21 protein-coding genes are annotated in these 22,559 nt (G+C 39.2%); 15 read left to right on the top strand and 6 right to left on the bottom strand.

The genetic code is table 11. The features are described 5' to 3' along the window. From ACT6XC_RS03010 to ACT6XC_RS03000, 3 genes are all read left to right on the top strand, one after another. A partial coding sequence (locus ACT6XC_RS03010; protein ID WP_443740744.1) for a hypothetical protein occupies window positions 1–182 on the top strand: 182 nt, incomplete at its 5' end. Window positions 183–272: 90 nt separating this feature from the next. Then, complete coding sequence (locus ACT6XC_RS03005; protein ID WP_443737461.1) at window positions 273–692, top strand: bacteriohemerythrin; 420 nt, start codon at window positions 273–275, stop codon at window positions 690–692. 124 nt (window positions 693–816) lie between these two features. Next, window positions 817–1,830: an endonuclease/exonuclease/phosphatase family protein gene (locus ACT6XC_RS03000; protein ID WP_443740743.1), complete on the top strand. Its 1,014-nt coding sequence runs from the start codon at window positions 817–819 to the stop codon at window positions 1,828–1,830. Window positions 1,831–1,854: 24 nt separating this feature from the next. Here the strand turns inward: ACT6XC_RS03000 and ACT6XC_RS02995 are convergent, their stop codons facing one another. Beyond that, window positions 1,855–2,802 (bottom strand): DNA-methyltransferase, encoded by a 948-nt coding sequence (locus tag ACT6XC_RS02995; protein ID WP_443737459.1) that lies wholly within the window; start codon window positions 2,800–2,802, stop codon window positions 1,855–1,857. Window positions 2,803–2,964: 162 nt separating this feature from the next. On the opposite strand from ACT6XC_RS02995, the gene ACT6XC_RS02990 reads away from it, so the two are divergent. Genes ACT6XC_RS02990 through ACT6XC_RS02975 form a run of 4 tightly spaced genes read left to right on the top strand, consistent with a single transcriptional unit; the run spans window position 2,965 to window position 7,929 of the window. Then, window positions 2,965–3,963, top strand: a complete 999-nt coding sequence (locus tag ACT6XC_RS02990; protein WP_443740742.1) for an ABC transporter substrate-binding protein — start codon at window positions 2,965–2,967, stop codon at window positions 3,961–3,963. A 33-nt stretch (window positions 3,964–3,996) separates the two neighbouring features. Beyond that, window positions 3,997–5,670 (top strand): ABC transporter permease, encoded by a 1,674-nt coding sequence (locus ACT6XC_RS02985; RefSeq protein ID WP_443740741.1) that lies wholly within the window; start codon window positions 3,997–3,999, stop codon window positions 5,668–5,670. Continuing rightward, window positions 5,660–6,697: an ABC transporter ATP-binding protein gene (locus ACT6XC_RS02980; protein ID WP_443737456.1), complete on the top strand. Its 1,038-nt coding sequence runs from the start codon at window positions 5,660–5,662 to the stop codon at window positions 6,695–6,697. Before ACT6XC_RS02985 ends, ACT6XC_RS02980 begins: the two co-directional genes overlap by 11 nt. A gap of 5 nt (window positions 6,698–6,702) precedes the next feature. Next, a complete protein-coding gene (locus tag ACT6XC_RS02975; protein ID WP_443740740.1) occupies window positions 6,703–7,929 on the top strand; it encodes a hypothetical protein in 1,227 nt (408 codons plus the stop codon). A gap of 172 nt (window positions 7,930–8,101) precedes the next feature. Here the strand turns inward: ACT6XC_RS02975 and ACT6XC_RS02970 are convergent, their stop codons facing one another. Further along, on the bottom strand, window positions 8,102–9,946 hold the full coding sequence (locus ACT6XC_RS02970; protein WP_443740739.1) for a phosphoenolpyruvate carboxykinase (GTP): 1,845 nt from the start codon (window positions 9,944–9,946) through the stop codon (window positions 8,102–8,104). Between the two features lie 368 nt (window positions 9,947–10,314). On the opposite strand from ACT6XC_RS02970, the gene ACT6XC_RS02965 reads away from it, so the two are divergent. The 4 genes from ACT6XC_RS02965 (at window position 10,315) to ACT6XC_RS02950 (ending at window position 14,804) form a co-directional block, all read left to right on the top strand. Then, on the top strand, window positions 10,315–11,670 hold the full coding sequence (locus ACT6XC_RS02965) for an SLC13 family permease (protein WP_443740738.1): 1,356 nt from the start codon (window positions 10,315–10,317) through the stop codon (window positions 11,668–11,670). A 328-nt stretch (window positions 11,671–11,998) separates the two neighbouring features. Continuing rightward, complete coding sequence (locus ACT6XC_RS02960) at window positions 11,999–12,694, top strand: polyphosphate polymerase domain-containing protein (protein WP_443740737.1); 696 nt, start codon at window positions 11,999–12,001, stop codon at window positions 12,692–12,694. A gap of 43 nt (window positions 12,695–12,737) precedes the next feature. Then, entirely contained in the window at window positions 12,738–13,412 is a 675-nt protein-coding gene (locus ACT6XC_RS02955) for a DUF4956 domain-containing protein (protein ID WP_443737451.1), read from the top strand. A gap of 24 nt (window positions 13,413–13,436) precedes the next feature. Next, window positions 13,437–14,804, top strand: coding sequence for a CotH kinase family protein (locus ACT6XC_RS02950; protein WP_443740736.1), 1,368 nt, complete (start codon window positions 13,437–13,439; stop codon window positions 14,802–14,804). A 2-nt stretch (window positions 14,805–14,806) separates the two neighbouring features. On the opposite strand, the gene ACT6XC_RS02945 is transcribed toward ACT6XC_RS02950, so the two are convergent. From ACT6XC_RS02945 to ACT6XC_RS02930, 4 genes are all read right to left on the bottom strand, one after another. After that, window positions 14,807–15,196 (bottom strand): hypothetical protein, encoded by a 390-nt coding sequence (locus ACT6XC_RS02945; protein WP_443737449.1) that lies wholly within the window; start codon window positions 15,194–15,196, stop codon window positions 14,807–14,809. Between the two features lie 102 nt (window positions 15,197–15,298). After that, complete coding sequence (locus ACT6XC_RS02940; protein ID WP_443737448.1) at window positions 15,299–15,499, bottom strand: hypothetical protein; 201 nt, start codon at window positions 15,497–15,499, stop codon at window positions 15,299–15,301. Between the two features lie 78 nt (window positions 15,500–15,577). Beyond that, the gene (locus ACT6XC_RS02935) at window positions 15,578–16,849 is read right to left on the bottom strand and encodes an extracellular solute-binding protein (protein WP_443740735.1); all 1,272 of its coding nucleotides are present in this window, start codon (window positions 16,847–16,849) and stop codon (window positions 15,578–15,580) included. A 200-nt stretch (window positions 16,850–17,049) separates the two neighbouring features. Continuing rightward, window positions 17,050–18,333, bottom strand: a complete 1,284-nt coding sequence (locus tag ACT6XC_RS02930) for an aminotransferase class I/II-fold pyridoxal phosphate-dependent enzyme (protein ID WP_443740734.1) — start codon at window positions 18,331–18,333, stop codon at window positions 17,050–17,052. 74 nt (window positions 18,334–18,407) lie between these two features. On the opposite strand from ACT6XC_RS02930, the gene ACT6XC_RS02925 reads away from it, so the two are divergent. From ACT6XC_RS02925 to ACT6XC_RS02910, 4 genes are read left to right on the top strand one after another with little or no spacing between them, the layout of a single operon-like run. Then, window positions 18,408–19,463, top strand: coding sequence for an AAA family ATPase (locus ACT6XC_RS02925; protein ID WP_443740733.1), 1,056 nt, complete (start codon window positions 18,408–18,410; stop codon window positions 19,461–19,463). 22 nt (window positions 19,464–19,485) lie between these two features. After that, window positions 19,486–20,379, top strand: a complete 894-nt coding sequence (locus tag ACT6XC_RS02920) for a DUF58 domain-containing protein (protein WP_443740732.1) — start codon at window positions 19,486–19,488, stop codon at window positions 20,377–20,379. Continuing rightward, the gene (locus tag ACT6XC_RS02915; protein ID WP_443740731.1) at window positions 20,376–21,443 is read left to right on the top strand and encodes a hypothetical protein; all 1,068 of its coding nucleotides are present in this window, start codon (window positions 20,376–20,378) and stop codon (window positions 21,441–21,443) included. The genes ACT6XC_RS02920 and ACT6XC_RS02915 overlap by 4 nt, the downstream gene beginning before the upstream one ends. Next, window positions 21,421–22,428, top strand: a complete 1,008-nt coding sequence (locus ACT6XC_RS02910) for a VWA domain-containing protein (RefSeq protein ID WP_443740730.1) — start codon at window positions 21,421–21,423, stop codon at window positions 22,426–22,428. Before ACT6XC_RS02915 ends, ACT6XC_RS02910 begins: the two co-directional genes overlap by 23 nt. Window positions 22,429–22,559: the final 131 nt, after the last annotated feature.

The following is a 22,559-nucleotide window of genomic DNA, read 5'->3' as shown; positions in this document are numbered from 1 at the left end:
GAAACTGCAAAAATCCACAATTTGAGCCCGGAAGATTATCTGCGTTGTGTTTTTGCGTGAAGGATTGGAAGAGCGGCGGAGCCGTTGCGGAACGTAGTGGAGCAATGCAGGCGGAAGCCGGAACTCTGGAAAGCCTGACGGCAACTTGTTGCCGGCACGCCCTGATTTGTTCTAAAATTTGACGAATTGAGATTTCTGTTGTATTTTTTTAGCAATAAGTTGTCTGGGAATTTTTTGGCAGATAAATAATTTTTGTAAAATGAGGCTTTTTTATGAATGAAGAAATTAAAAAAATCGAATGGAACGACGAATATCTTTTGGGGGTTCCGGAAATTGACAAGCAGCACAAAAAACTTATTGCGATTGCAAACGAACTTTATGATGTTGTTACTGGAGATGAATCTGCATTAAAGGAAAAAATGCCTTCCATTTTAAAAGAATTGACTGATTATACTGAATATCATTTTTCTAACGAAGAAGAGCTTCAGAAAAAAATCGGTTATGTCGGACTTAGCACGCACAAGGCTGCACATGAATTTTTTATAAAGGAAGTTGGTTTTCAGATTCAGAAACTTTCTGCTGACAGCAAGGGAGGTGTCCTTGGTTTTTACAAATATATTGCAAGCTGGGTTTTGAATCACATTGCAAAGGCAGACAAAATCTGGGCAAATTTTATGAAGCAGAATTCTTAAATTTAACAGTTTTCGATCAAATCTTCTAAAAGAATTTTTTTGATTTTTTTTCAAAAAATTGTCATAAGTTTAACTTTAAAGACACTTTATTATATAGAAGAGTTTTTTTGTTAAGAGGCAATTTATGAAAATTAAGAAATCTGTTTTTTGTTTTGGTTTTTCATTTTTTGTGTTAGAATTTTTGTTTTGTTCGTGCAATCAGTCGTGTTTACTTGCAGAAAAAAATCAGTCTGAAAAATTGAATTCTGTCAAAATTTTAAATTGGAATTTGCAGACTTTTTTTGACGGCAACTTTAGCGGAACTGAATATTCTGAGTTTGCTTCTGGTTCTGCTGGCTGGTGCAAAGAAAAATACGGTGTCAGGCTTGAGCGGCTTTCGGAAGTTGTAAAAGCCTGTGAGCCGGATATTTTTGTTATGCAGGAGCTTGAAAACGAAGACCAACTTTATGACATTTTTAACCGGCTTTGTTCAAATTTCAGCATTTCAAAAAATTACAGATATGGTTGTTTTTACAAAGATGAAGGTTCGGCTATTGGGATGGGTGTTTTGAGTCGTTTTCCGCTTTTTGGAAAAACGGTTCATTCTCTGGATGTTCGTTCTGAATCCGAAATCCAGCCTTCGATGCGCCCGCTTTTAAGAGTTTTTGTAAATGTAAATGAACGCCCTCTTTTGCTTCTGGTTAATCATTGGAAAAGCAAGAGCGGTGGGGCGGAAAAAAGCGAGGTTTGGCGGAATTTTCAGGAATCGGTTCTTGCCCAGAGTTTTGCGGAGTATGAAGGCAACAATATTCCCGTGGTTGCCTGTGGCGACTTTAACCGCGATATTCTTGAATTTAGAAAGATAAACGGACGAAAACTCCAGTTTAATGTTGAGCTTCGCGGTGAAAATCCTGCTTTTGTTTATTCTCCCTGGTACGATTCTGGCGGAAATCTTTTTGAGCCGGGCAGTTATTTTTATAACGGGAATTGGGAGCGAATCGATCATTTTTTTGCTGGAAGCGGCGCGAATGTTTCTGATTTTAAGGTTGAATGTAAAGGAAACTGGTCAAATGCCGACGGTTCGCCTTCAAAATATATTTTAAAGTACGGAACTGGATATTCTGACCATTTTCCTGTCAGCTGCGTAATTTCGTGGTAAGTTGAGATTTTTTTTCAGGAAAGGCTATTCGTTTCGCATATGAAAAATTCCGTCTGAATAGCCTTGAATCGAAGAGTCTTTTTCTGCCATTTGAAGGCGATATTCACTCCAGGCGCAGTAACGCTGTTCTTTTTCGATTGCGCACCAGTGGCGGCCGAGTTTTTTTGCCGTTACGGCTGTGCTTCCAGACCCTGCAAAAGGGTCGAAAATTAAATCTCCCTGATTGCTTGACGCCAAGATTAGCTTTGCAAGTAGTTTTTCTGGTTTTTGAGTTGGATGTGCCGTATTTTCACTCATAGACCAGAATGGAATTGTTATGTCGTTCCAAAAATTTGGAGGACAGGTGTCGCGGTAATTTCCTTCGGAAGATTCTGTCCAGTCTTTTGGTTTTCCGTTGGTTTTGTACGGAGCGATTACTTTTCTGCGCATTTTTACTGCATCTGTGTTAAAAACATAATCTTCGGATTTTGTAAAAAACCAAATGTCTTCGTGGCAGTTTTTCCAGTTTGCTTTTGCTCCGCGGCCTTTTTCTCTTTCCCAGGTGATTCTGTTGCGCAGAACGATCTTTCCTTCTTCTTCGTATTCGTTTAAAACTTCGCCAACAATTATTGAGCTTTGCCAGTCGACGCAGATGTACATTGAACCGTTTTTTGTGAGAAGTGGCAGTGTAAGTTCAAGCCATTTTTGTGTGTAAGATTTGTATTCTGCATGATTTTTTGCTGCAAATTTTGAAGAATTGTACTGTTTTGAAAGGTTGTACGGCGGATCTGCAATTATAAGCGGAAATGTTTCTTCTGGAAGTTTTGGAAGCAGTTCAAATGTGTCGCCACAGATTATGCAGTCGGTAAGTTTTTCTTTTGATGGCAAAAATGACGAATCTGCAAAAAGGCATTTTTTTAAGTATTCTGAGCCTTCTTCTTCTGTAAAATTTATGGTCTTGTTTCGAGAGGATTTTTCTTTAATTTGCGACATGAACGAAATTATAATTAAAATTCAATTTTTTTTCTATTTGTCTGTTTTTTGTTTTTTTAATCAAAAATTAACATTCCGTTTTTATACTTATTATCTATATTCATATTGAATAAACTTTTATAACATACTATATTACTAGGTTATAAAGGAATTGGAGGATTTATGAAAAAAGTTTTTGGAACACTTGCGATTGTTTTTGCTTCTTGTGTATTGTTTTCGGCCTGTGGAAAAAAAGGCGGAGCATTGAATGTTTATTCGATTATTCACGATGAAGAAACTGCGGCTCTTTGTAATCTTTTTACAAAAAAAACTGGAATTAAAGTAAATTATTTACGTGCGACAACTGGCGAGCTTGTAAACCGCGTTATAGCCGAAAAAGACGACCCTAAAGCTGATGTTCTTCTGGGCGGTGGTTCTGCTTACCATATTCAGGCTGCAAAAGCTGGTGCTCTGGACGTTTATGTTCCAAAAATTGCAGGCAAATTGCCGTCTTATGCAAAATCTTCTGACGGAACCTGGACTGGATTTTGTGTTCTTTCTCTTGGAATTGGAATTAACGCAAAGCGTTTTGCAGAAAAATTCCCTGGTGTTGAATATCCTAAGACTTGGGATGAGCTTGTAAATCCAATTTTTAAGGGCGAAGTTGTTATGACAAATCCTGCAAGTTCTTCGACGGCGTATCTTTTCCTACAGAACCAGTTGCAGCGTCTTGGTTGGGAAAACGGTTGGGATTATCTTGAAAAATTGAGCCAGCTTGTTGGTCAGTTTCCAGACAGCGGAAGCGCGCCTCCAAAACTCATTGGAACAGGCGAATATGCTCTTGGAGTTGCTTACCTTCATGCGCTTGTAAAATATAAGGCACAGGGATTTGATATTGTGACAGTTTCGCCTCCAAAAACTGCTGGCGACGTTGACTGTATTGCAGTTTTGAAGAATGCAAAAAATCCTGAAAATGCCAAAAAGTTTGTTGATTTTATTCTCGATAAAGACGCTCAGGAACTTATGACTTCGATCGACTTTACTGTTCCTGTAAATTCAGAGGCTGGCATAATTGAAGGAGCAACAAGAATTGAAGATGTTGATTTAATCAATTATGATAGAGCAAAGGCTGCTGGTCAAAAAACAGAAGTTTTGTCTAAGTGGTCAAAAATCTTAAACTAGAATTGGAAATAGTCCATTTTTCAAGGAACTAAATTGAATAAAACAGGAAAAATTTACGGTCAGGAAAAAAGTTTTTTTGCCTGCGTTGCATTGTGGCTTTTTTTTGCGATAACAGTAATTATTCCTGTTTTATACGCTCTTTTTTCTGTGCGCCCGTCCGACTTTGCACAAATTTTTACTCAAAAAAGATTTTTTACGGCAATCAGAAATACCGCTATCGAATGTGTCTGCTCGACCTTTGTTTCTGTTTTTGTCGGTTACATTTACGCTTATGCCGTTGTCCGCGGCAATCTTCCTTTAAAAAAATTATTTGCGGTCGTTCCTGTTGTCCACATGGTTACTCCTCCTTTTGTCGGAGGTCTTTCTTTTATTCTTCTGTTTGGGCGGCAGGGGTTTTTTACAAAAACATTGCTCGGTCTTGATGTAAGCCTTTACGGTTTTTGGGGACTTCTCTTAAGCCAGGTTTTGTGCTTTTTTCCGATTGCATATTTAATTTGCTGTCAGACTTTAAACGGAATAAACCCTTCTATTGAGCAGGCTGCAAAAAGCATGGGAGCAGGCAACTGGAAAATTTTTAAGTCTGTCACTTTGCCGTTGAGCTTTGCTGGAATTGTTTCGGCTGCGCTTTTTATTGCAGTAAGTGTTTTGAGCGATTTTGGAAATCCTCTGATTGTTGGCGGAAGGTTTAATGTTCTCGCTGTTGAAATCTACACCCAGCTTACCGGCTGGCTTAACATTGGAACAAGTGCGGCAATGGGACTTGTTCTTTTGATTCCGTCAATATTACTTTTTCTGGTGCAAAACCGTTTTTATAAAAAAAATGCCTTAAAATTTGCGACAATTGGCGGAAAAATCGCCGGAGGAAAGCCAAGCCAAAAATCTGAAAAAAATATTCCGTTCAAAAAAAACAAAAGTGTCACTTTTGGAATGAATATTTTACTTACGGTTTTTTGTTCTTTTTTTGCTGTCCTGATTATTGCACAACTTGTTTCCATTATAATGGGCGCTTTTCAAAAACTTTGGGGAATAAATACGAGCTTTACCTTTGCCCATTTTAAGGCAATTTTTTCGTTCAGCCAGAGTCTGTTCAATTCCCTTTGTTTTGCCTTTGTGGCAGCGCTTTTGTCAACTTTTATTGCGGCTCTAACCGTTTATCTTACTCACAGAACAAAACTTCCGCTAGTTTCGGGGCTTGATGCGGTTTGTCAGATTCCTTCTGCAATTCCAGGAACGCTTTTTGGGCTTTCTCTAGCCTATGTTTCTTCGTATATCGAAAGAATTCTTCATTTTGAATTGAGTTCATTTTTAATCATAATTGCAATGACTGTAAGTTATCTGCCGTTTAGTTATAGAATCTGCTCTTCAACTTTTAGTCGTCTGAAAATTTCTCTTGACGAAGCTGCCCGTTCTTTGGGTGCAGGCCGGCTGAAGGTCTTAAAGGATATTATTTTGCCGTTGAGCATTGGCGGTCTATTTAGTTCTGCTGTTTACGATTTTGCTCGTGGCGTGGGAACTATAAGTTCGGTTATTTTTCTGGTAAGTTTTAACACAGGACTTGCTTCGATAAAAATTTTGAATTTGGCAGAGCAGGGCGACTGGGGCAAATCTGCGGCTCTGGCACTTGTTTTAACTGTCATAACTTTTATAATACTTGGAGCCGGAAAAATTTTTAGCCGGCGGTTTGAGGCAAAAATTTATGAACAGTAGCAGTGCAAGCCTTACTTTTAAGAATGTTTCTTTTAGTTTTGGAAATACTCGGACTATCGACGATTTTTTTCTTGAAGTAAAAAGCGGTAGTTTTACAACACTTTTGGGACCAAGCGGTTGCGGAAAAACAACCCTCCTAAAAATAGTTTCTGGTTTTTTAACACCAGATTCTGGTTCAATTTTGATTGATGGTGCGGACTGCACCTTTGTTCCTCCAGAAAAAAGGCAGATTGGAATGGTTTTTCAAGATTATGCGCTTTTTCCGCATATGACGGTTCAGAAAAATCTTCTCTATGGACTTGAAATAAAAAATAAAAACAACAAAGAAGAAAATTTTGCAAAAATACATAAAACCGCGCGCATCCTCGGAATCGCCAATCTTCTGGAAAGATTTCCTCATGAGCTTTCTGGCGGACAGCAGCAGCGCGTAGCCTTGGGGCGCGCTCTTGTTCTTGAGCCGAAAATTCTTTTAATGGACGAGCCTCTTTCTTCTCTTGATGCAAAGTTGCGTACTCAGGTTCGTGAAGAACTAAAAGATGTTCAAAGCCAGATTGGAATTACAACTCTCTATGTTACTCACGACCAGGAAGAAGCACTTTCACTTTCTGATACGATTGCGGTTTTAAAAGCTGGAAAATTGCAGCAAGTTGGAACTCCAAGGCAAATCTATTTTGAGCCGGCAAACGATTTTGTCGCAGATGCAGTCGGCAGGGCAAATTTTATAAAACTGACTGATTTAAATGAATTTGAAATTGATAATCCAGCCCTAAAAGAAGCAAAAAAATTGACAGTCCGGCCAGAATGGTTTGTAAAGATAAGTGCCAGCGAAAAAGAAACAAAAAATTGCCTTACAGTCAGCGGAACTGTTGTTTCGACAGCATTTTTAGGACAGACGACGCGTTGTCGTATTCGCCTTAACAACGAAACTTCCCAGATTTTGACCGCAGATTTACCGACCGAAGATGAAGATTTGCCTTCAGGTCAAGAAATCACCCTCAAAATCGAAAAATATCTGTTAAAAAAATAGTGTATATGAAAAAATTTCTGGCAATAATTTTTGCATTTTTTACAGTTCCTCTTATTTTTGCATTTCCTTCACTTGAGCCGTCTATTTTGTGGGGGCTGGAGGAAAATTCAATTCAAAAAATAGAAAACTCTGACGAAAAACAAAGTATTCTTGGCCAAAATCTTACCTCAAGACAGATAATCCAGACAGCGTTGGAATATTCGTTCTGTCCAGTAGAAAGCGAAGAAGGCTTGTCCTGCTTAAAAAAATACGATTCGCTCGAAAAAGCCGTAAAAAAACAGTTTTATGGTCTCGAAAAAATTGACGCGGCAGAAAAACTGCTTTTATTTTTGTATGATGTTGCCCTTTACCGGTACGAAGAAGACGCAACACGCCTTAACACGACTCTTTTGACAGGTTCGTACAACTGCGTCACTGCAAGCATTTTGTATCTTGCGTTAGCCCGGAGTCTAGAAATTGAAATCTGCGTTCAGGAAACAAATATCCACGCCTATTGTTCTGTTTTTATTGACACAAAAAAAATCGACGTTGAAACGACAAATCCTTATGGCTTTAATCCTGGCGAAAAAAAACTTGTCGCTCAATCCGAAAACAACCGCAAATACGCCGTAATTCCAAAAAAGTACTACGCCGGAAACAGGCAGATAAGTAGCCGTGCAGCCGCAACCTTGACCGGAAAAAATATTGCAAGCAGCTTAAACGATTCTGGAGACTACGAAAGGGCAATTCCTCTCGAAATAAGCCGCCTTGAATTTCTAAAACTTTTTTCAGACCCAGAAACAAAAACAGCAAAAAATGACCTTGATACGCTGGTCTGCAATTACTCAATAACTCAAAATCGCGCCTCACAGCCGGAAAAAGCCCTCGAATTTCTTGAAAAAGTCATTCAAAATTTTGGAAACAGCGGGACTCTTCAAAAAACTTACGGAAATTCTCTTTACAACGCTGCGGTCAATCTTCTTAACGAAAACCGTGAGAGTGATGCGCTTGAACTTTTTAAAAAGCGCAGTGCTCTTGCAGACGTTGCAATGCAAAACCGCGTAAAAAAAATGATAGACGGACAGATTCTTAAAAAGCACGAAATATCTGTTCACAATCAGGTTGTACCGCTTTTTAATTCAGGAAAATTTGACGAAGCAAAAGTGATTCTCGAAAAAGAACTTGTTCAAAATTCAGAAAGCCCGCTCTTAAAGAAAGATTTGCAGGCCGTAAAAAAAGCCTTAGCACAATAAAACAAAAAGTCGGTCTTGGCCAGAGTTTTTGCATCTGTTTTTAAGGATTTCGTGAAGGCTGCAAGCGCACCAGAAGATAGAAGTTTTGTCAAATAAAAAAAGGCTGCCCTTTGTTGAATAATCAACTTTAAGGACAGCCTTTGTTTTTTTTTGAATCTAGCCTAAAGCCAAATTATTTGTTCAAGCGAGCCTCAAGGTCATCGAGGATTGCTGTAAGTTCTTTTGGAAGGTGTTTTCCGAATTTTGGATAGTGGTTTTCACGAATATCTTTAACTTCTTTTTTCCAGCCTTCAACATCAACTTTGAGAATCTCTGGAAGAGTCTTTTTGTAGTAGTCTTCGAGACCGTCAGTATTGATTGCACCTTCTTTTGGCATGTATCCGATTGGTGTGTCGACAAAGTTGTCTTTTCCGTCACAGCGGTCGAAAATCCATTCAAGAACGCGGCTGTTGTCACCGTATCCTGGCCACATAAATCCGCCAGGAAGATCTGCGTTGTTGTCGTCCTTGCGGAACCAGTTAACGTAGAAGATTTTTGGCAAGAGGTCTTTGTCTTTTGCAGCGTTGCCAACATCAATCCAGTGCTGGAAGTAGTCGCCCATGTTGTATCCGCAGAATGGAAGAATTGCGAACGGGTCGCGGCGGATTTTTCCAACCTGAGAAGCATCGATTGTAGAAGCGGCTGTGATTTCTGAACCTACGATAGATCCGAGGAATACACCGTGGTTCCAGTTGCGGCTCTGGTGTACGAGCGGAACAGTTGATGGACGGCGTCCACCGAACAGGATTGCAGAAATCGGAACTCCTTCTGGAGATTCCCAGTCAGAAGCGATACATGGACACTGTTTAGCTGGTGCTGTAAAGCGTGCGTTTGGATGAGCAAATTCTTCGCCTTTTGGTGATTTGTCTTTTGGAAGAGCATCGCGTGTGTTGCCTTTCCAGTCAACGAGCTTGCCTTTTGCAGGGTAGCCGATTCCTTCCCACCAAACATCTCCGTCTTCTGTGAGCGCACAGTTTGTGAAGATAGTGTTTTTAGAAGCAGCTTCAAGAGCGTTTTTGTTAGACTGAGCAGAAGTTCCTGGAGCAACTCCGAAGAATCCTGCTTCTGGGTTGATAGCGTAAAGACGACCGTCTTTTCCGAATTTCATCCATGCAATATCATCGCCGACTGTTTCAACTTTCCAGCCAGGAATTGTAGGAATAAGCATTGCGAGGTTTGTTTTTCCACAAGCTGATGGGAAAGCACCTGTAACGTATTTAACTTCGCCCTGTGGGTTTGTGAGCTTAAGAATAAGCATGTGTTCTGCAAGCCAACCTTCTTCGCGGGCGAGAACTGAAGCAATGCGGAGAGCGAAACATTTTTTTCCGAGAAGAGCGTTTCCACCGTATCCAGAACCATAAGACCAGATGAGGTGTTCTTCTGGGAACTGAGAAATGTATTTCTGTTCAACTGGAGCGCAAGCCCATACACCGTTGTCTTTTTCGCCATTGTTGAGTGGTTTTCCAACTGAGTGAAGACAAGGAATAAAGTTGTCATCAATGTACTGCCAAACTTTTTCGCCGGCACGAGTCATGATGTCCATGTTCAAAACAACATATTCTGAATCTGTAAGTTCAATACCGTATTTTGCGATTGGTGAACCGAGAGGTCCCATGCAGAACGGAATAACGTACATTGTGCGTCCGTGCATACATCCTTTGTAAAGACCTTTCATTGTTGCTTTGAGTTCAGCAGGGTCGATCCAGTTGTTTGTAGGACCAGCAGCTTCCTGAGTTTTTGCTGCGATGAATGTTCTTTTTTCAACACGTGCTACGTCAGAAGGATCTGAGCGGAAAAGGTAGCTGTGAGGTTTTTTAGCCAATGGAGTAGCAAGACCAGCGTCTACACAAATTTTTACGAGACGGTCATACTCTGCTGTAGAACCATCGCATACAACAACCTGGTCAGGTTCACACATTTTAACACATTCTTCAACCCAAGACTTAATCTTGGCATTCTTAATGTCATTAACTGTCATTCTAAGATCTCCTTAAAAAAAATCTAACTAAAACGCATTATAGTATTTTTGAGCCGTGAATTCAATGACAATAATTGCGATTTTGTCGTTAATTATTTTTATTATTGGGAGAAATTTATTGCTCAAAATTGAACAAAAAGCCAGGTAAAATTCTTGAAAATTCGGAGCGCATTTTCTTGTCAAACCGGCTCTTACTGCAAGTCCTCCTTCGCTTCGCTCGTCCGGTCTTTCCGTGGCGATCCGGGCTAAGTTTTTCTTTTAAAACTCACAGTTTCCACATTTTTTTGCACCGTTGTTTAATCGTTTTTTCGCTTTTCCATGTTGTCTTAATTTGCTAGAATAATCCTACTTTTTTATTGGGGTTTTTTATGGAACTTAAATGGGTTATTCTGGCACTTGCCGTCTTAATGTACGCGCTTGTAATCGTCTTTCAAGACAAAAAAGTGTGGTTTACGACATTTGCCGGAATTTTATGCATTGTGCTCGGAATGATTTTTCCGGGCGTTATTTTTGGTTCGGCAGAAGGACAGGTTTCACGTCTTTTTGCTTTGACAAACGCTTTCGGTACCTTGATTAACTGGAACGTTCTTATGATTTATGTCGGAGCAATGACGATTGCGGCACTTTTCCTGTATTCAAAAGTTCCCGCAAAAATTGCCGACTGGCTTGTTTCCATTGCGCCTTCGACAGGAGTTGCAATTGTCCTGATTCTTGCAATGACTGGAATTATTTCGATTTTTGTCGAAAACGTTGCGACAGTTCTTGTTATGGCTCCAATTGCGCTGAGCCTCTGTAAAAAATTAAAGATGAACCCGACAATGTTTATGGTCGGTCTTGCAGTCATGTCAAATCTCGAAGGAACAGCAACCCTTGTAGGCGATCCTCCGAGCATGATTTTTGCCGCAGTTGCAAATTACAATTTTAACGACTTTTTTATTCACGAAGGAAAACTCTCCATATTCTTTGTCGTTCAGACAGGTCTTCTTGCAGGCTGTATTTTCTTCTATATAATATTTGCGCATTTAAAGGACAAATCCGCTGTTCAAAGCGAACCTGTTCTCTCAGCCTTTCCTGCCGCTTTAATGCTCGTCATGATTTTTGGACTGGCGGCTCTTTCTTTTGCAAGCCCATCCCTTTCAAAAATCGTTCCTGAAAGCCTAATGAACCTTTCTTCTGGACTTTTTGTAATAATTTTGGCTGCAATCGGAGTTCTGTGGTATTCTGCAAACCAGAAAAAAAACAAAAGCGAAGTCTGGACTTTAATAAAGGAGCTCGACTGGGAAACAATTTTCTTCCTGATGGGAATTTTCGTTGTCGTTGGAGCAATCAGCGGAGTAGGGCTTTTAAAAGAATTTGCAAATTTCCTTGTTCACTTCTGTGGCGGAAGTAAATTTTTGGGCTTTGTCGTAATTCTTGCCGTGAGCATTTTGATTTCTGGATTTGTAGACAACGTTCCGTACATTATGGTTATGCTTCCTGTTGCGCAGCAGATGGGCGCTGGACTTGGAATGGGAGCCGACCTTTTTATGTTTGCTCTGCTCGTTGGTTCTTGTCTTGGCGGAAACCTCACTCCTTTTGGAGCAAGCGCAAATGTTGTGGCCATGGGAATCGTCAAAAACGAAGGCTATCCAATGTCATTTGCAAAATGGTTAAAAGTCGGAGGAAGTTTTACTATTATTACAACAACAGCTTCGGCAATCGTTCTTTGGCTTTTGTGGAGCTAAAAACTTAAAAACTCAAAAACTTACAAAAACGGGATGCAAGTAAAAAAGCATCTCGTTTTTTTTATTTAAAACTTTTGGAGCGCATCTGCTCTCAAACCGTCCTTCCGCAATTCGGTAACCCTCAGCCCTTTCGGGCCGCCTTTGGCGTTGCTCCAGCACGGGCTAGGCATTGCTTAAAAAACTTTTCTTTGGTTCTTTAGGTTAAATGTTTAATTATTTAAACGTTATTTCAATTTTTTATAAAAAAATTATTTACACTCAGAAAATATTTCTGTATAATTCATATAGAAGTTACCGATTGTTCGGTAACTTCTGGAGAGTTGCAATAATGCCTAAATTCAGACACGAGTTTAAATATTTTTCTCCGGAAATGGTTCTTTCTGCAATTGAACAGCGGATTGGAGCGTTGCTATATCTGGACAAAAATACTGGTGCAGCAGGCGAATACTCAATCCGAAGCATTTACTTCGATGATATTTACGACACTTGTTTTTTAGAAAACGAAAATGGCACCGACCCGCGCGAAAAATTCAGAATCAGAATTTACAACTGTTCAAAAGAGCGCATTACTTTGGAATTAAAGCAAAAAGTAAACGGAATGTGCCTAAAAACTTCGTGTCCAATTCCGCAAAAAACTCTCGAACAGATTATGACTGGTCAAATTCCAGATTTTACGGCCCAAACTCCATACCTCTTAAAAAAATTGATTTCTCAGATGCATTTTCGTGCATTAAGGCCTGTTGTAATTGTCGCTTACGAGAGAGTGCCTTTTGTTTATCCGGACGGAAACGTTCGTGTAACTTTTGACAGAAACCTTCGCAGTTCAAGCAACATAGAGGATTTTTTTAATCCTCAGGCAGCGTTCAGGTCTGTTCTTCCTGTTGGAACCAATATGATGGAAGTAAAATTCGACGAGTTTTTGCCAGATTTTATAAACGAGGCGTGTCAGACGAGCCTTTTGCAATGGACGAGTTTTTCAAAATTCTACCTTTGCAGAAAATTTGATATTCACGGGATGGCTTAAAAATCTAAAAATATAGAAAACATAAAAAAGGACGGTAACTTTTATGGGATTTAAGGATATTTTCAAAAAATCATTCATTCAGGGATTTACAAGGTACGATGCAACTCCAGAAAACATCATTGTTGTTTTTTTTATTGCGTCGATTTTTGCGCTTTACATTTTTTTTGCTTACAGGCTTTTGACGCGCAGGACTTTTTATTCAAAGTCTTTTAACATTGCGCTTCCTGCTCTCGTATTGATTACTGCCGGTGTAATTTTGACGATTCAGTCGAGCGTTGTAATTTCTTTAGGTATGGTCGGCGCTCTTTCTATTGTCCGCTTTAGAACTGCAATAAAAGATCCAATGGATTTGGTTTTTCTGTTTTGGGCGATTTCTACAGGAATTATCTGTGGCGCAGGTCTTGCTCAAATTTCGTGCGTGCTTGCATTTATTTTGACTATTGCACTTTTTGTTTTGGACAGGCTTCCTGTTGCAAAAGCTCCAAAAATTTTGATGGTAAGCGGTAACAGCTACGAACTCGAAAAAAGCATAATGGCGCTTGTTCAAAAATATTGCAAAACTTTTGCAGTAAAAAGCCGTGCTCTTTCTAACGGAAAAATCAACCTTGTTGTGGAAATTCGCGCTTCTGACGATTCTGCTCTTTTACAGGAAGTTGCCGCTCTTGAAAATGTTGTTTCTTCAACAATTCTTGCGCATGACGGCGAAGTAACGTACTAGATTTATCTAAAATATCTAAAAAATATGAGCGTTTTTAAGGGAATAAAAAGATATTCTGTCGGTTTTGTTTTTTTATTTGTTCTGCTTTCGTTTGGCTGTGTTTTAGCATTCTTGCTTTCTTCCGAACGGGAAGTTACTTTTGAAAGTTGCAAAAAACTCGGTCTTCCGATACTTGAACTTTCTACAAACAAAAATAAAGAAATTACAAGCAAAGAAAACTATTTAAAAGGCGATTTTACTTTAACGGATTCTTCTGTCGTTCTTACAGGAAAATGCAAGGTTCGTGGACACGGAAATTCAACCTGGAAGACCACTTTTACAAAGAAAAAACCGTATCTTTTAAAACTTGACCGCGAAGCAAATCTTTTGGGAATGCCTGCTGCCCGAAAATGGATTTTGATTGCAAATCCCTGTGACCGCTCAATGCTTCGAAATTTTTATGCCGAATATCTTACTCACAAGGTCTGGGATAAAATGCGCTGGAATCCGCAGTCAAAATTTATAACACTCTTTATAAATGGCAAATACCGCGGACTTTATTCAATTACGGAAAAAGTCGAAGTCGAAAAAAGCCGTGTTGAATTTGAGGGGGAAGGTTTTCTTGCCGAAATCGACAGTCACAGCGGACGTCCGTATTCTTTTTCAAGCCCGACAGGCTTAAGGTTTCATATCCGTTCTCCAAAATCAACCGAAGAAAACTACAAAAAATGGGCGGAAAAAATAACCGAACTCGAAAATATTCTTTATAGCGAAAATTGGTTAAAAAAAGACGGATACAAAAAATATTTTGATATGAATTCGTTTGTTGACTGGTATCTTCTCTCTGAATTTTCAAAAAATTACGATGCAAAGTTCTATAACTCGGTTTTCATGAATTATGACTACAATCAGGATAAACTCTTTATGGGACCTGCCTGGGATCACGATATTGCTTTTGGAAACAGTGGCGAAAGTTCTACAGGAAGCAATTCTTATAATTCTCTCGTAAGCAACAGCGCATGGATTCAAATGTTCAGGGTTTTTGATTTTTCTAAAAACTCGACGATGCCGTCCAACGAAGAAGGTTTTTTGATAAACCAGTCGTCCTGGTATCACCGCCTTTTTAACGATGCGGATTTTGTAAATGCGGTAGAAAAACGTTGGTGTGAAACCCGGCTTGAATTAAAATTTTCGATTGACTGGCTTAAGGAGCAGGGCGAGCTTTTAAATTCTGCCGGAGAATTAAATGACAGCGTATGGCACATAATTGGAAGCGAAATTTGGCCACGCGCACCTGGATATCGCAACCGAAAAACTTATAAAAGCGAAGTAAAATATCTTACTGATTGGTGCGAACAACGATTTGAGTGGATGGACAGTATTTTTTATCAAAAAAAGTTCGCAAATAATTAGAATTACGCCGTCAGATCGAGAATTTGTCCTGTCTGAGGCTGAACGCCCGCAAGTCCGTAACCTGTCAGATGAGATTTTTCGATTTCGTTTTGAATTTGAGATTGATAATTTTGAATAAGACTTTCCATTTGGTCATCGCTCAAATTTGAATTGTCGGAAATTTCTGCTTTTGGCTGGTTTCTCATGGAGATAAGCTGGTTTAAAAGAGAGTTTAAAATCTGAATTTTACTTACAGAAACTCCGTGTTCTGGGATTGAAGAAGCAACTCCAGAAATATGGTCAAATTGAGAATATATAACATAAGCAGGATTTACAGGAACATAGAGTTTTCCAGAACTGCCACTTAAAATTCCGCCGTATGAATAAGCATTTAAAGAAATAGAATTGACCATAACCCAACCTCTAATAAATTTTCGGAAAAATAAAAATTTAGTTTAGAGAACGGTATATTTTTTTATGGCATTTTGTGCAAATACCATAAAAACATGAATTTTTTATTGTTTTTTTCCTAGAACGCTGTCAACTTCTTCCTGTGTTACAGAAATCCGTTCGATTTTTAATCTGTCCGAAAACTTTGCAAAATTTTCCAGAATTTGAGAGGATTTGAAATTCGGTTTTCTTATGGTTTTTATTTTTGAACGTTCCGCTTGTAAAAGTTTGTTCAGTTCGTCCTGAGAAATTAAAGCTTCGCTCATAATTTTGCACTCCTATGATAAGAAAGTTTGCAACGCAAACTTTTAATGATAAAAACTGACGTCATTTTCGGCTGTTTTTTAGTCAAATTGCTTTGACCAGGTATTTAAAAGCGATTCCATCGTAAGATTTTTTTTGTCGCTGTCGGTTTTTATTGCATTGTTCAAATAAGGAAAAATTACGCGCTCTTTTATGCTTTGCCAGCGTGGTGAAAAAGCCTGTGGAGCTGCAATTTTTTCTTCTGCCGGCAAGTTTCCGAGCAAATTTCTGTAAAAAGTTGGAAAAATGCGCTCGTTTACACCTTTTATTGTCGAAAAACCGGACACGATTCCAAAAGTCGCCGTGTCCAGATGCATTTTTTCAGAGCGTTCCAGCAAAAGTTTTTGATTTTTTTCCTGGAAAAACCAGCGGATAAAATTTTCAGCCTGCTTTGGATTTTTTGCGTGCTTGTAAATTGCCATAGAAACAATGTCGTCTTTTGCAGGAATGGAGCCGTTTATCGAAAGCCATCGGAAATCAACTTCGCCAAGCTGTTCAAAAGAAATTTTAAAAAGTTCACTGCTCGTTATGTAGCTAAAAAGCGTTCTGCCTTCGGCAATTTGTCTATATTTTGGGGTGTAGAGATATTTGAATTCAAAATCCTGTTCTGCCGTTGTGCTTGAGTTTTTTTCTGCCGTCCAGGTTCTGATATATTCAACTGCTTCTGAAAGTTTTTTTTCGTCCCAGACAAATCCGTTTCCTTTTTGCTTAAAACAAGGACCGAATTTTTTAGCAACTTCGTATAAAAATTCATCGTCCCAGGAAGGGGCAAAACCCATTTTTGTATAGAAACCTTTTTTATTTACAGTGTTAAAGTCACCAGCGAGTTCTTTTATCTGTTCAAGAGAAAGCGAATATTGATTTGGAATTTTATCTTCGTTTTTGGAAGAAAAAACAAAAATCGGAAGATTAAAACTAACAGGAATAAGATACTGGCTGCCGAAAACTTTGCCGTATTCAACAAGAGGCGAGTAAAGCGTAGAAACATCGATGCTGTCTTTGCTTAAAAGTGAATCGAGAGGACGAAAGAGTTTGCGCGTGTTGTCGTTTTTGAGCCAGGAACCTGCAATTAAATCTGGTTTTTCTTCATCCTTTGCAGGAGGAAGTGCGCTTGCAAGACGCTTTTTGTAAACAATTATAGCTTTTGTCTTGTCTTGAATCGAATTAAAAAGTTCACTGTAAGAAACAAATTCTTCACGGTCAGTCCAAATTATAAAAGTGTCTGGCGAATTGTCTTGTGTCTTGCAGCCAAAAAAAAGTCCGCAAAAAATAAAAATCGCCGCAAAAAAAGAAGTCCTCAAAAATCCAGTCATTATTTGAGTATACCGTATTTTTTTACATTTATAAATATTTATGAATAGAAAAAAACGACTGTTTGTTTCAAAAGCCAGTATATTTTTTTATAAAATTTAGTGCCAGGTTGACGGCGCAATTTTCAGATTGAAAGTGGATTGCCGACAAATAAAAAAGACGCCAGATTTTCTGACGTCTTTTGTGTTTTTATAAAATTGATTTACATATTGTCGGCGCAGTCATAAATTGCTTTGTATACTGTTTCTACCTGTTCTTTTTCAAGACTAGAGAATGCAACTCTGAGTGTTTCTGAATCAATTGCAACTGTTCCAATCTGCTTTTCGTGCAGTATCTTCTGGCGCAACTGTTCGGCATCGACTTTTGTGTGAAAACTCATGAAATATCCTGAATTGAATGGCAGAGCTTCAAGATTTTTGCTTGTATGCGAGGTTACGAATTTTTTTACTTCTGTATAGCGTTCTTCGAGGAGATTGCGGAAATCCTTTTTTTGATTTTCGAGCTCTGGATCGCTGAATGCGCGCAATGCAAGGCTCTGGCTTGGAGTCGATGAGCAACTTACTGAAGAACGAATAAGTCCCATGAGTTTTTTTTCGAGGGCAGCGTAGTGTTCTTCAGTTAATCCTTTTCCGCCAAATGTTAAAAATCCTGTGCGGAAGCCCCATACAAAGTCTTCTTTTGTAGGTCCGTCGATTTTTACTGCAAGAACATTCTCGTGCAGGTCTGCAAATTCTGCAAAGAGCGACTGTGGATAAATGTCATTTTCGTAGTTTAGCCCAAAATATGCGTCATCGTCCCAAATAAGAACTTTTGCGCCTTTTTCTGCAACATCGCGAATTATTTTTACAATCTGAGCTGCTTCTGCGTTTGTAGGTGAATAGCCACTTGGATTTTGAGGAAAGTTTAAAAGTAAACGGACAAACCCTGTTTCCGCTTCTTTTTCTAATGCTTTTTTGAACGAGTCAAGGTCGAATCCGTCGCCTGAAAAAAGATTGAATGTGTGGAACTGTGAATTTCTGCGTGTTTCTACAATGAGCGCATAATTGTCCCAACTTGGATTTGGCGAAAGAAGAGTTTTGTCTTCGTCAAGAAAAAGGTCTGCAAGATAGGAAATTCCTGCTGTTAGTCCTGGAACTACAACTGGCAGGGAAATCGATTTTCCTTTGAGCCCTGGATTCTTTTTGTAGATTAAATCTTTCCAAAGTGCACGCAGTTCCGGATTGCCAGCGGTCGGCATATACGAAACCAGCTCTCCAGCAGAAAGTTCTGGTGCATATTTATGCACAGCTTCGAGAATTGCCGGTTTTCCGCCTGTGAGCGTTGTTCCGATTGTTGCGTTTGCAACTTTTCCGAATTTTTTTGCTTCTCCTCCCTGAGCAATAATGCCTTTTGGGAAGAAAATCCTTAATCCTAAATCTGAAAGCAACTCGCCTGGAGTTGTGTTTTTAAGAACATTGTTCAATTCTTGTGCTAAAGGGTTCAACATGATAAAGTATATTATCGTTATAAAGTGCGTGCGTCAATTAGACATGCATAAATATACAACTTTTAGGCTATAAAATGGATAAAAATAATATAAATTCAACTTTAACTGGTTTTGAAAATACGGAAGTTAACGGACAGGGCAACAGCAGCGAAAATATTCAGGATTCGGCGATTTTTGAAAACTGCCAGAAGATTCTGGAAGAGTGCCGGACAGAAGCTGCAAAACGGCTTGTTGGGCAGGGACAGGTAATTGATGCGATTCTTACTGCGATAATTACAGGCGGACATGTTCTTTTGGAGGGAGTTCCCGGTCTTGCAAAGACACTTGCCGTAAAAACTTTTGCTGAACTTTCTGGTCTTGATTTTAAGCGTATTCAGTTTACTCCGGATCTTTTGCCTGCGGACGTAAGCGGAACTTTGATTTACGAGCAGAACACTGGAAATTTTTCTGTCAGAAAAGGTCCTGTTTTTACAAACGTTGTGCTTGCCGATGAAATTAACCGCGCTCCTGCAAAAGTTCAGTCAGCGTTGCTTGAGGCCATGGCGGAAAAACAGGTTACGATTGGTGAAAAAACATATCCGCTTCCTTTACCATTTTTGGTTCTTGCAACCCAGAACCCGATTGAGCAGGAAGGAACCTACAATTTACCGGAAGCAGAACTTGACCGCTTTTTGCTAAAAGTCCTGGTTTCTTATCCGACTCCTCAGGAAGAAATTCAAATTGTAAAAACTGCTGGAAAAGCGGGTGAAGTTGCCGTTAAAAAAGTGCTTTCCGCTCAAAAAATAAAAGACTTACAGTCGGCTTTTGAAAAAGTTGTCTGCGCTGACAAAATTATCGAATATATGGTAAACATTGTTTCGGTAACGCGCAATCTTAATACTGGACGGCGCACTGAGTTTTCAAAATATATTTCTTTTGGCGCTTCGCCTCGTTCTGGAATTGCTCTTTTGCAGTGTTCAAAAGTAAAAGCCTTGTTTGCCGGACGTTCTTTTGTTTTGCCAGAAGACGTAAAAAATGCCGCCTGCGAAGTTTTAAGGCACAGGCTTGTTCTTTCTTACGAAGCAGCTGCCGATGGAATAACTGCCGACGAAATTATTTCAAAAATTTTAACGTTTGTTCCTGTTCCATAGTTGAATTTTTAAAGGCTGTCCGATGCTGAAAATTTTTGATGAAAATTCAAACAGACTTGTACAAAAAGCTTCTCTTCTAAAGCTGTCTGCAAAAACACTTGCCGACAATCTACGTCTTGGCGGTTTTAAGTCGGTTTACCGTGGTCAGGGAATTGATTTTTACGGAGTTCGCGAATACAACGCCGGAGATAACGTTCGCTCAATCGACTGGAACGTTACAGCAAGAATGGGACATCCTTTTGTGAAATTATACGAAGAAGACCGTGAGATTCAGGTATTTTTTGTTTTGGATCGTTCTCTTTCTATGTTTTCTGGAACAAATAAAAAAACTCGGATTCAGGTTGCTTCGGAAGCCGTCGCACTTTTAGTTCTTGCCTGCTTGCAAAATAATTCTTCGATTGGAGCTGTTTTTTTTGATGGAAAAATAAGATTCAGCACAAAGGCAAAAACTGGACGTGATCAGGCAATGATGATTTTGAGCAGGCTTGACGAACCTGAAGAAAAAATTGAAAAAGGTTCTGTTCTTAGCTCTGCGTTAAAAGGAGCACATAAGCTTTTAAAAAAACGTTCTTTGGTTTTTGTAATTTCGGATTTTCGTTCATCGCTCTGGCAGGAAAACCTTGCCCGGCTTGCAGAAAAAAATGACGTTGTTGCAATGCGGATTACGGATTCTTTGGACAGCGAATTGCCGGAAATCGGAACAGCTTTTTTTTCTGACATTGAAAGTGGCGTTACAAGAAAATTTCCTACATCCTTAAAAGCCTTTAAAAATGCCTGGTTTGAAGACAATCGCCGTCGTCTGGACAACTGGAAAGAATTCTGTCTGAGGCACGGAGCAAGCCCTGTTGTTTTATCGACCGCGGACGACCCTGCCTTTGTTTTGAATAAGTTTTTTTGTAGCCGGAGAGAAAGATGAAAAAAGTTTTTCTTTTTCTGTTTTCTTTTGTTTTGTCTGGCTCATTTTGTTTTTCACAGAATCTTGCTTCAAAAAATTCAAGTTCAAACAACGCAGTGCAGATTCTCATGCCGAAAAATATTTATGTCGGCGACAGATGTGAATTAAAATATGTTTTTCATACAGACGTAGATCTTTTTGAAAATAAAATTTCTGGAACAGACATAAAAACCCTCGAACTTTTGACTGACTGGCCGGTTTTTAACAAAATGTCGGAAAAATGCCTGGTTTATCGGGTTGTTTTGGAGCACATTGGTTTTGAATACACGCTCACAGTTTTTTTTATTCCGTGGCAGACTGGCGTAATTGATTTTTCTTCATTCGATTTGTCGAATCTGGTTCGCGCTTCGCAAAAAAAAGAACGCTCTGTTGCGGCTTTTCCTGTAGATTTTGCGCCTGTTTCTGTAAATTCTCTTGCTGGTAAAATAGGGGCGGTTTCTCTTAGGCCTCCAGCAGGTCCTCGTGTTGTTCCAGGAACTTCTTTTTTGTTGATTATTCTTGCGGTAATTTTTTTTGTTTGTGTTGGAATTGTCATATTTTTTGTTTTAAAACTGCCGTATTTTTTAGCCCTTTTTATTCTTGCTGGAGAACAGCGGAAAATCAAAAAACTTTATAAGACTTCTCAAAAGCAGTTGAACAAACTTCTCAAAGAAAAAAAAGATGATGAGGAATTTTGTTCTCAACTTACACTGATCGTCAGAAAATATCTGTGCGGCCGGTTTGACGAATGTTTTTTGTCGATGACATGCGGACATTTTTACGAAAAATTTGAAGAGATAGCCTGCGGTTCGCTTTCGGAATCACAAGGTTCTGCTGTGAGTGACATTGTGGAAGTTTTTGGAAGATGTGATTATATTCGTTTTGCAAAAGGTTCTGTCGATTCGTTTAAAAAACCAGCTTCTCTTTACGAAGCGGTGCTTGCCGACGGAGAGCGCGAAATTCTTGTAAACCGCTGTCTTAGCGCCATAAAATTTTTTACTTTTGAACTGGAGAATGAAGCAAATGATGAGAATGCCAGTGTTTGAAAATCCGACTGCTTTTTTGTTTTTGGCGGCAATTCCTGCCCTTTTTATTCTCCGCCAGCTTAAAATTTTCAAAAAAATTTCTTTTCCAGTTGTTTTTTCGGATTGGAAAGGAAAAAGTTTTGTCTGGAAAGGTAAAGTTTCTGTTTTTTTTAATGCGTTTTCTGTTTTTTTGGGTGTGGTAGGTTATATAAGCCTTGTCTGTGCTTTTGCCGACCCTGTAATTCAAAAACAGGAAAAAATTTATACTTCTAAGGGCGCAGATATTCTTTTTGTGCTTGATACGAGTCCTTCAATGGCAGCCCGTGATATTGCAAATATGACCCGTTTGGACGCTGCAAAGCAGGGAATCCGCACTCTTGTAAATAACAACAGAGGCGCCGCTTTTGGGCTTGTTGCCATGGCAAGCGAGGCCGCTGCGATTGTTCCGCCGACTATTGACCATGAGCTTTTTTTGCGGCGCCTTGATTCTCTTGTCACAGGAGGACTTGGAGAAGGAACAGCGCTTGGAATCGGTTTAAGCAGCGCCGTTTACCATCTTATAGCTTCTTCTGCTCCAAAAAAATGCATTGTTTTAATAACCGACGGAGAAAATAACGCAGGCTCAATTCATCCCGATACAGCTGCAAACCTTGCTACCCAAAATGGAATTATAGTCTACACTTTTGGAATTGGAACAAAAGGAACTGTGCCGATTGAATATGTTGATCCTAATTCCGGCAAGGTCCATTCTGGCTATTACGATTCTGAATTTGATTCGTCTTCTCTTGAAGAAATTGCTCTTGCTGGTGGCGGAACGTATTTTGGAATTGAATCGACTGCAGCTTTTGCGGAGGCTCTTAATTCTGTAAGCCGAAAGCAAAATGTCTTGCAGACTTTTCACTACAAATCTTCAAACCAGCAGCTTTATTCATATTTTGTGATTTTTTCAGCGATTGTTTTTTTTGCAGCGTGGTTTATCCGCCGAATTTTGTTGAAAGAAATTTAAAACTTAATCGAGGAATTTTATGCTGGACATTCAAAGACCGTACGCTTTTTTTATTTTGTTGATTTTAATTTTTTTCTCTGCTTATGATTTGTTTCGCTACAAAAAAGTGGCAAAAAGTTTAGGCGTTGCAA

It is taken from the genome of Treponema berlinense (genome assembly GCF_052273165.1).
Taxonomy (GTDB): domain Bacteria; phylum Spirochaetota; class Spirochaetia; order Treponematales; family Treponemataceae; genus Treponema_D; species Treponema_D berlinense_A.
The sequence above is the reverse complement of the archived record's forward strand: the minus strand, read 5'-3'. Positions and strand labels throughout refer to the sequence as shown.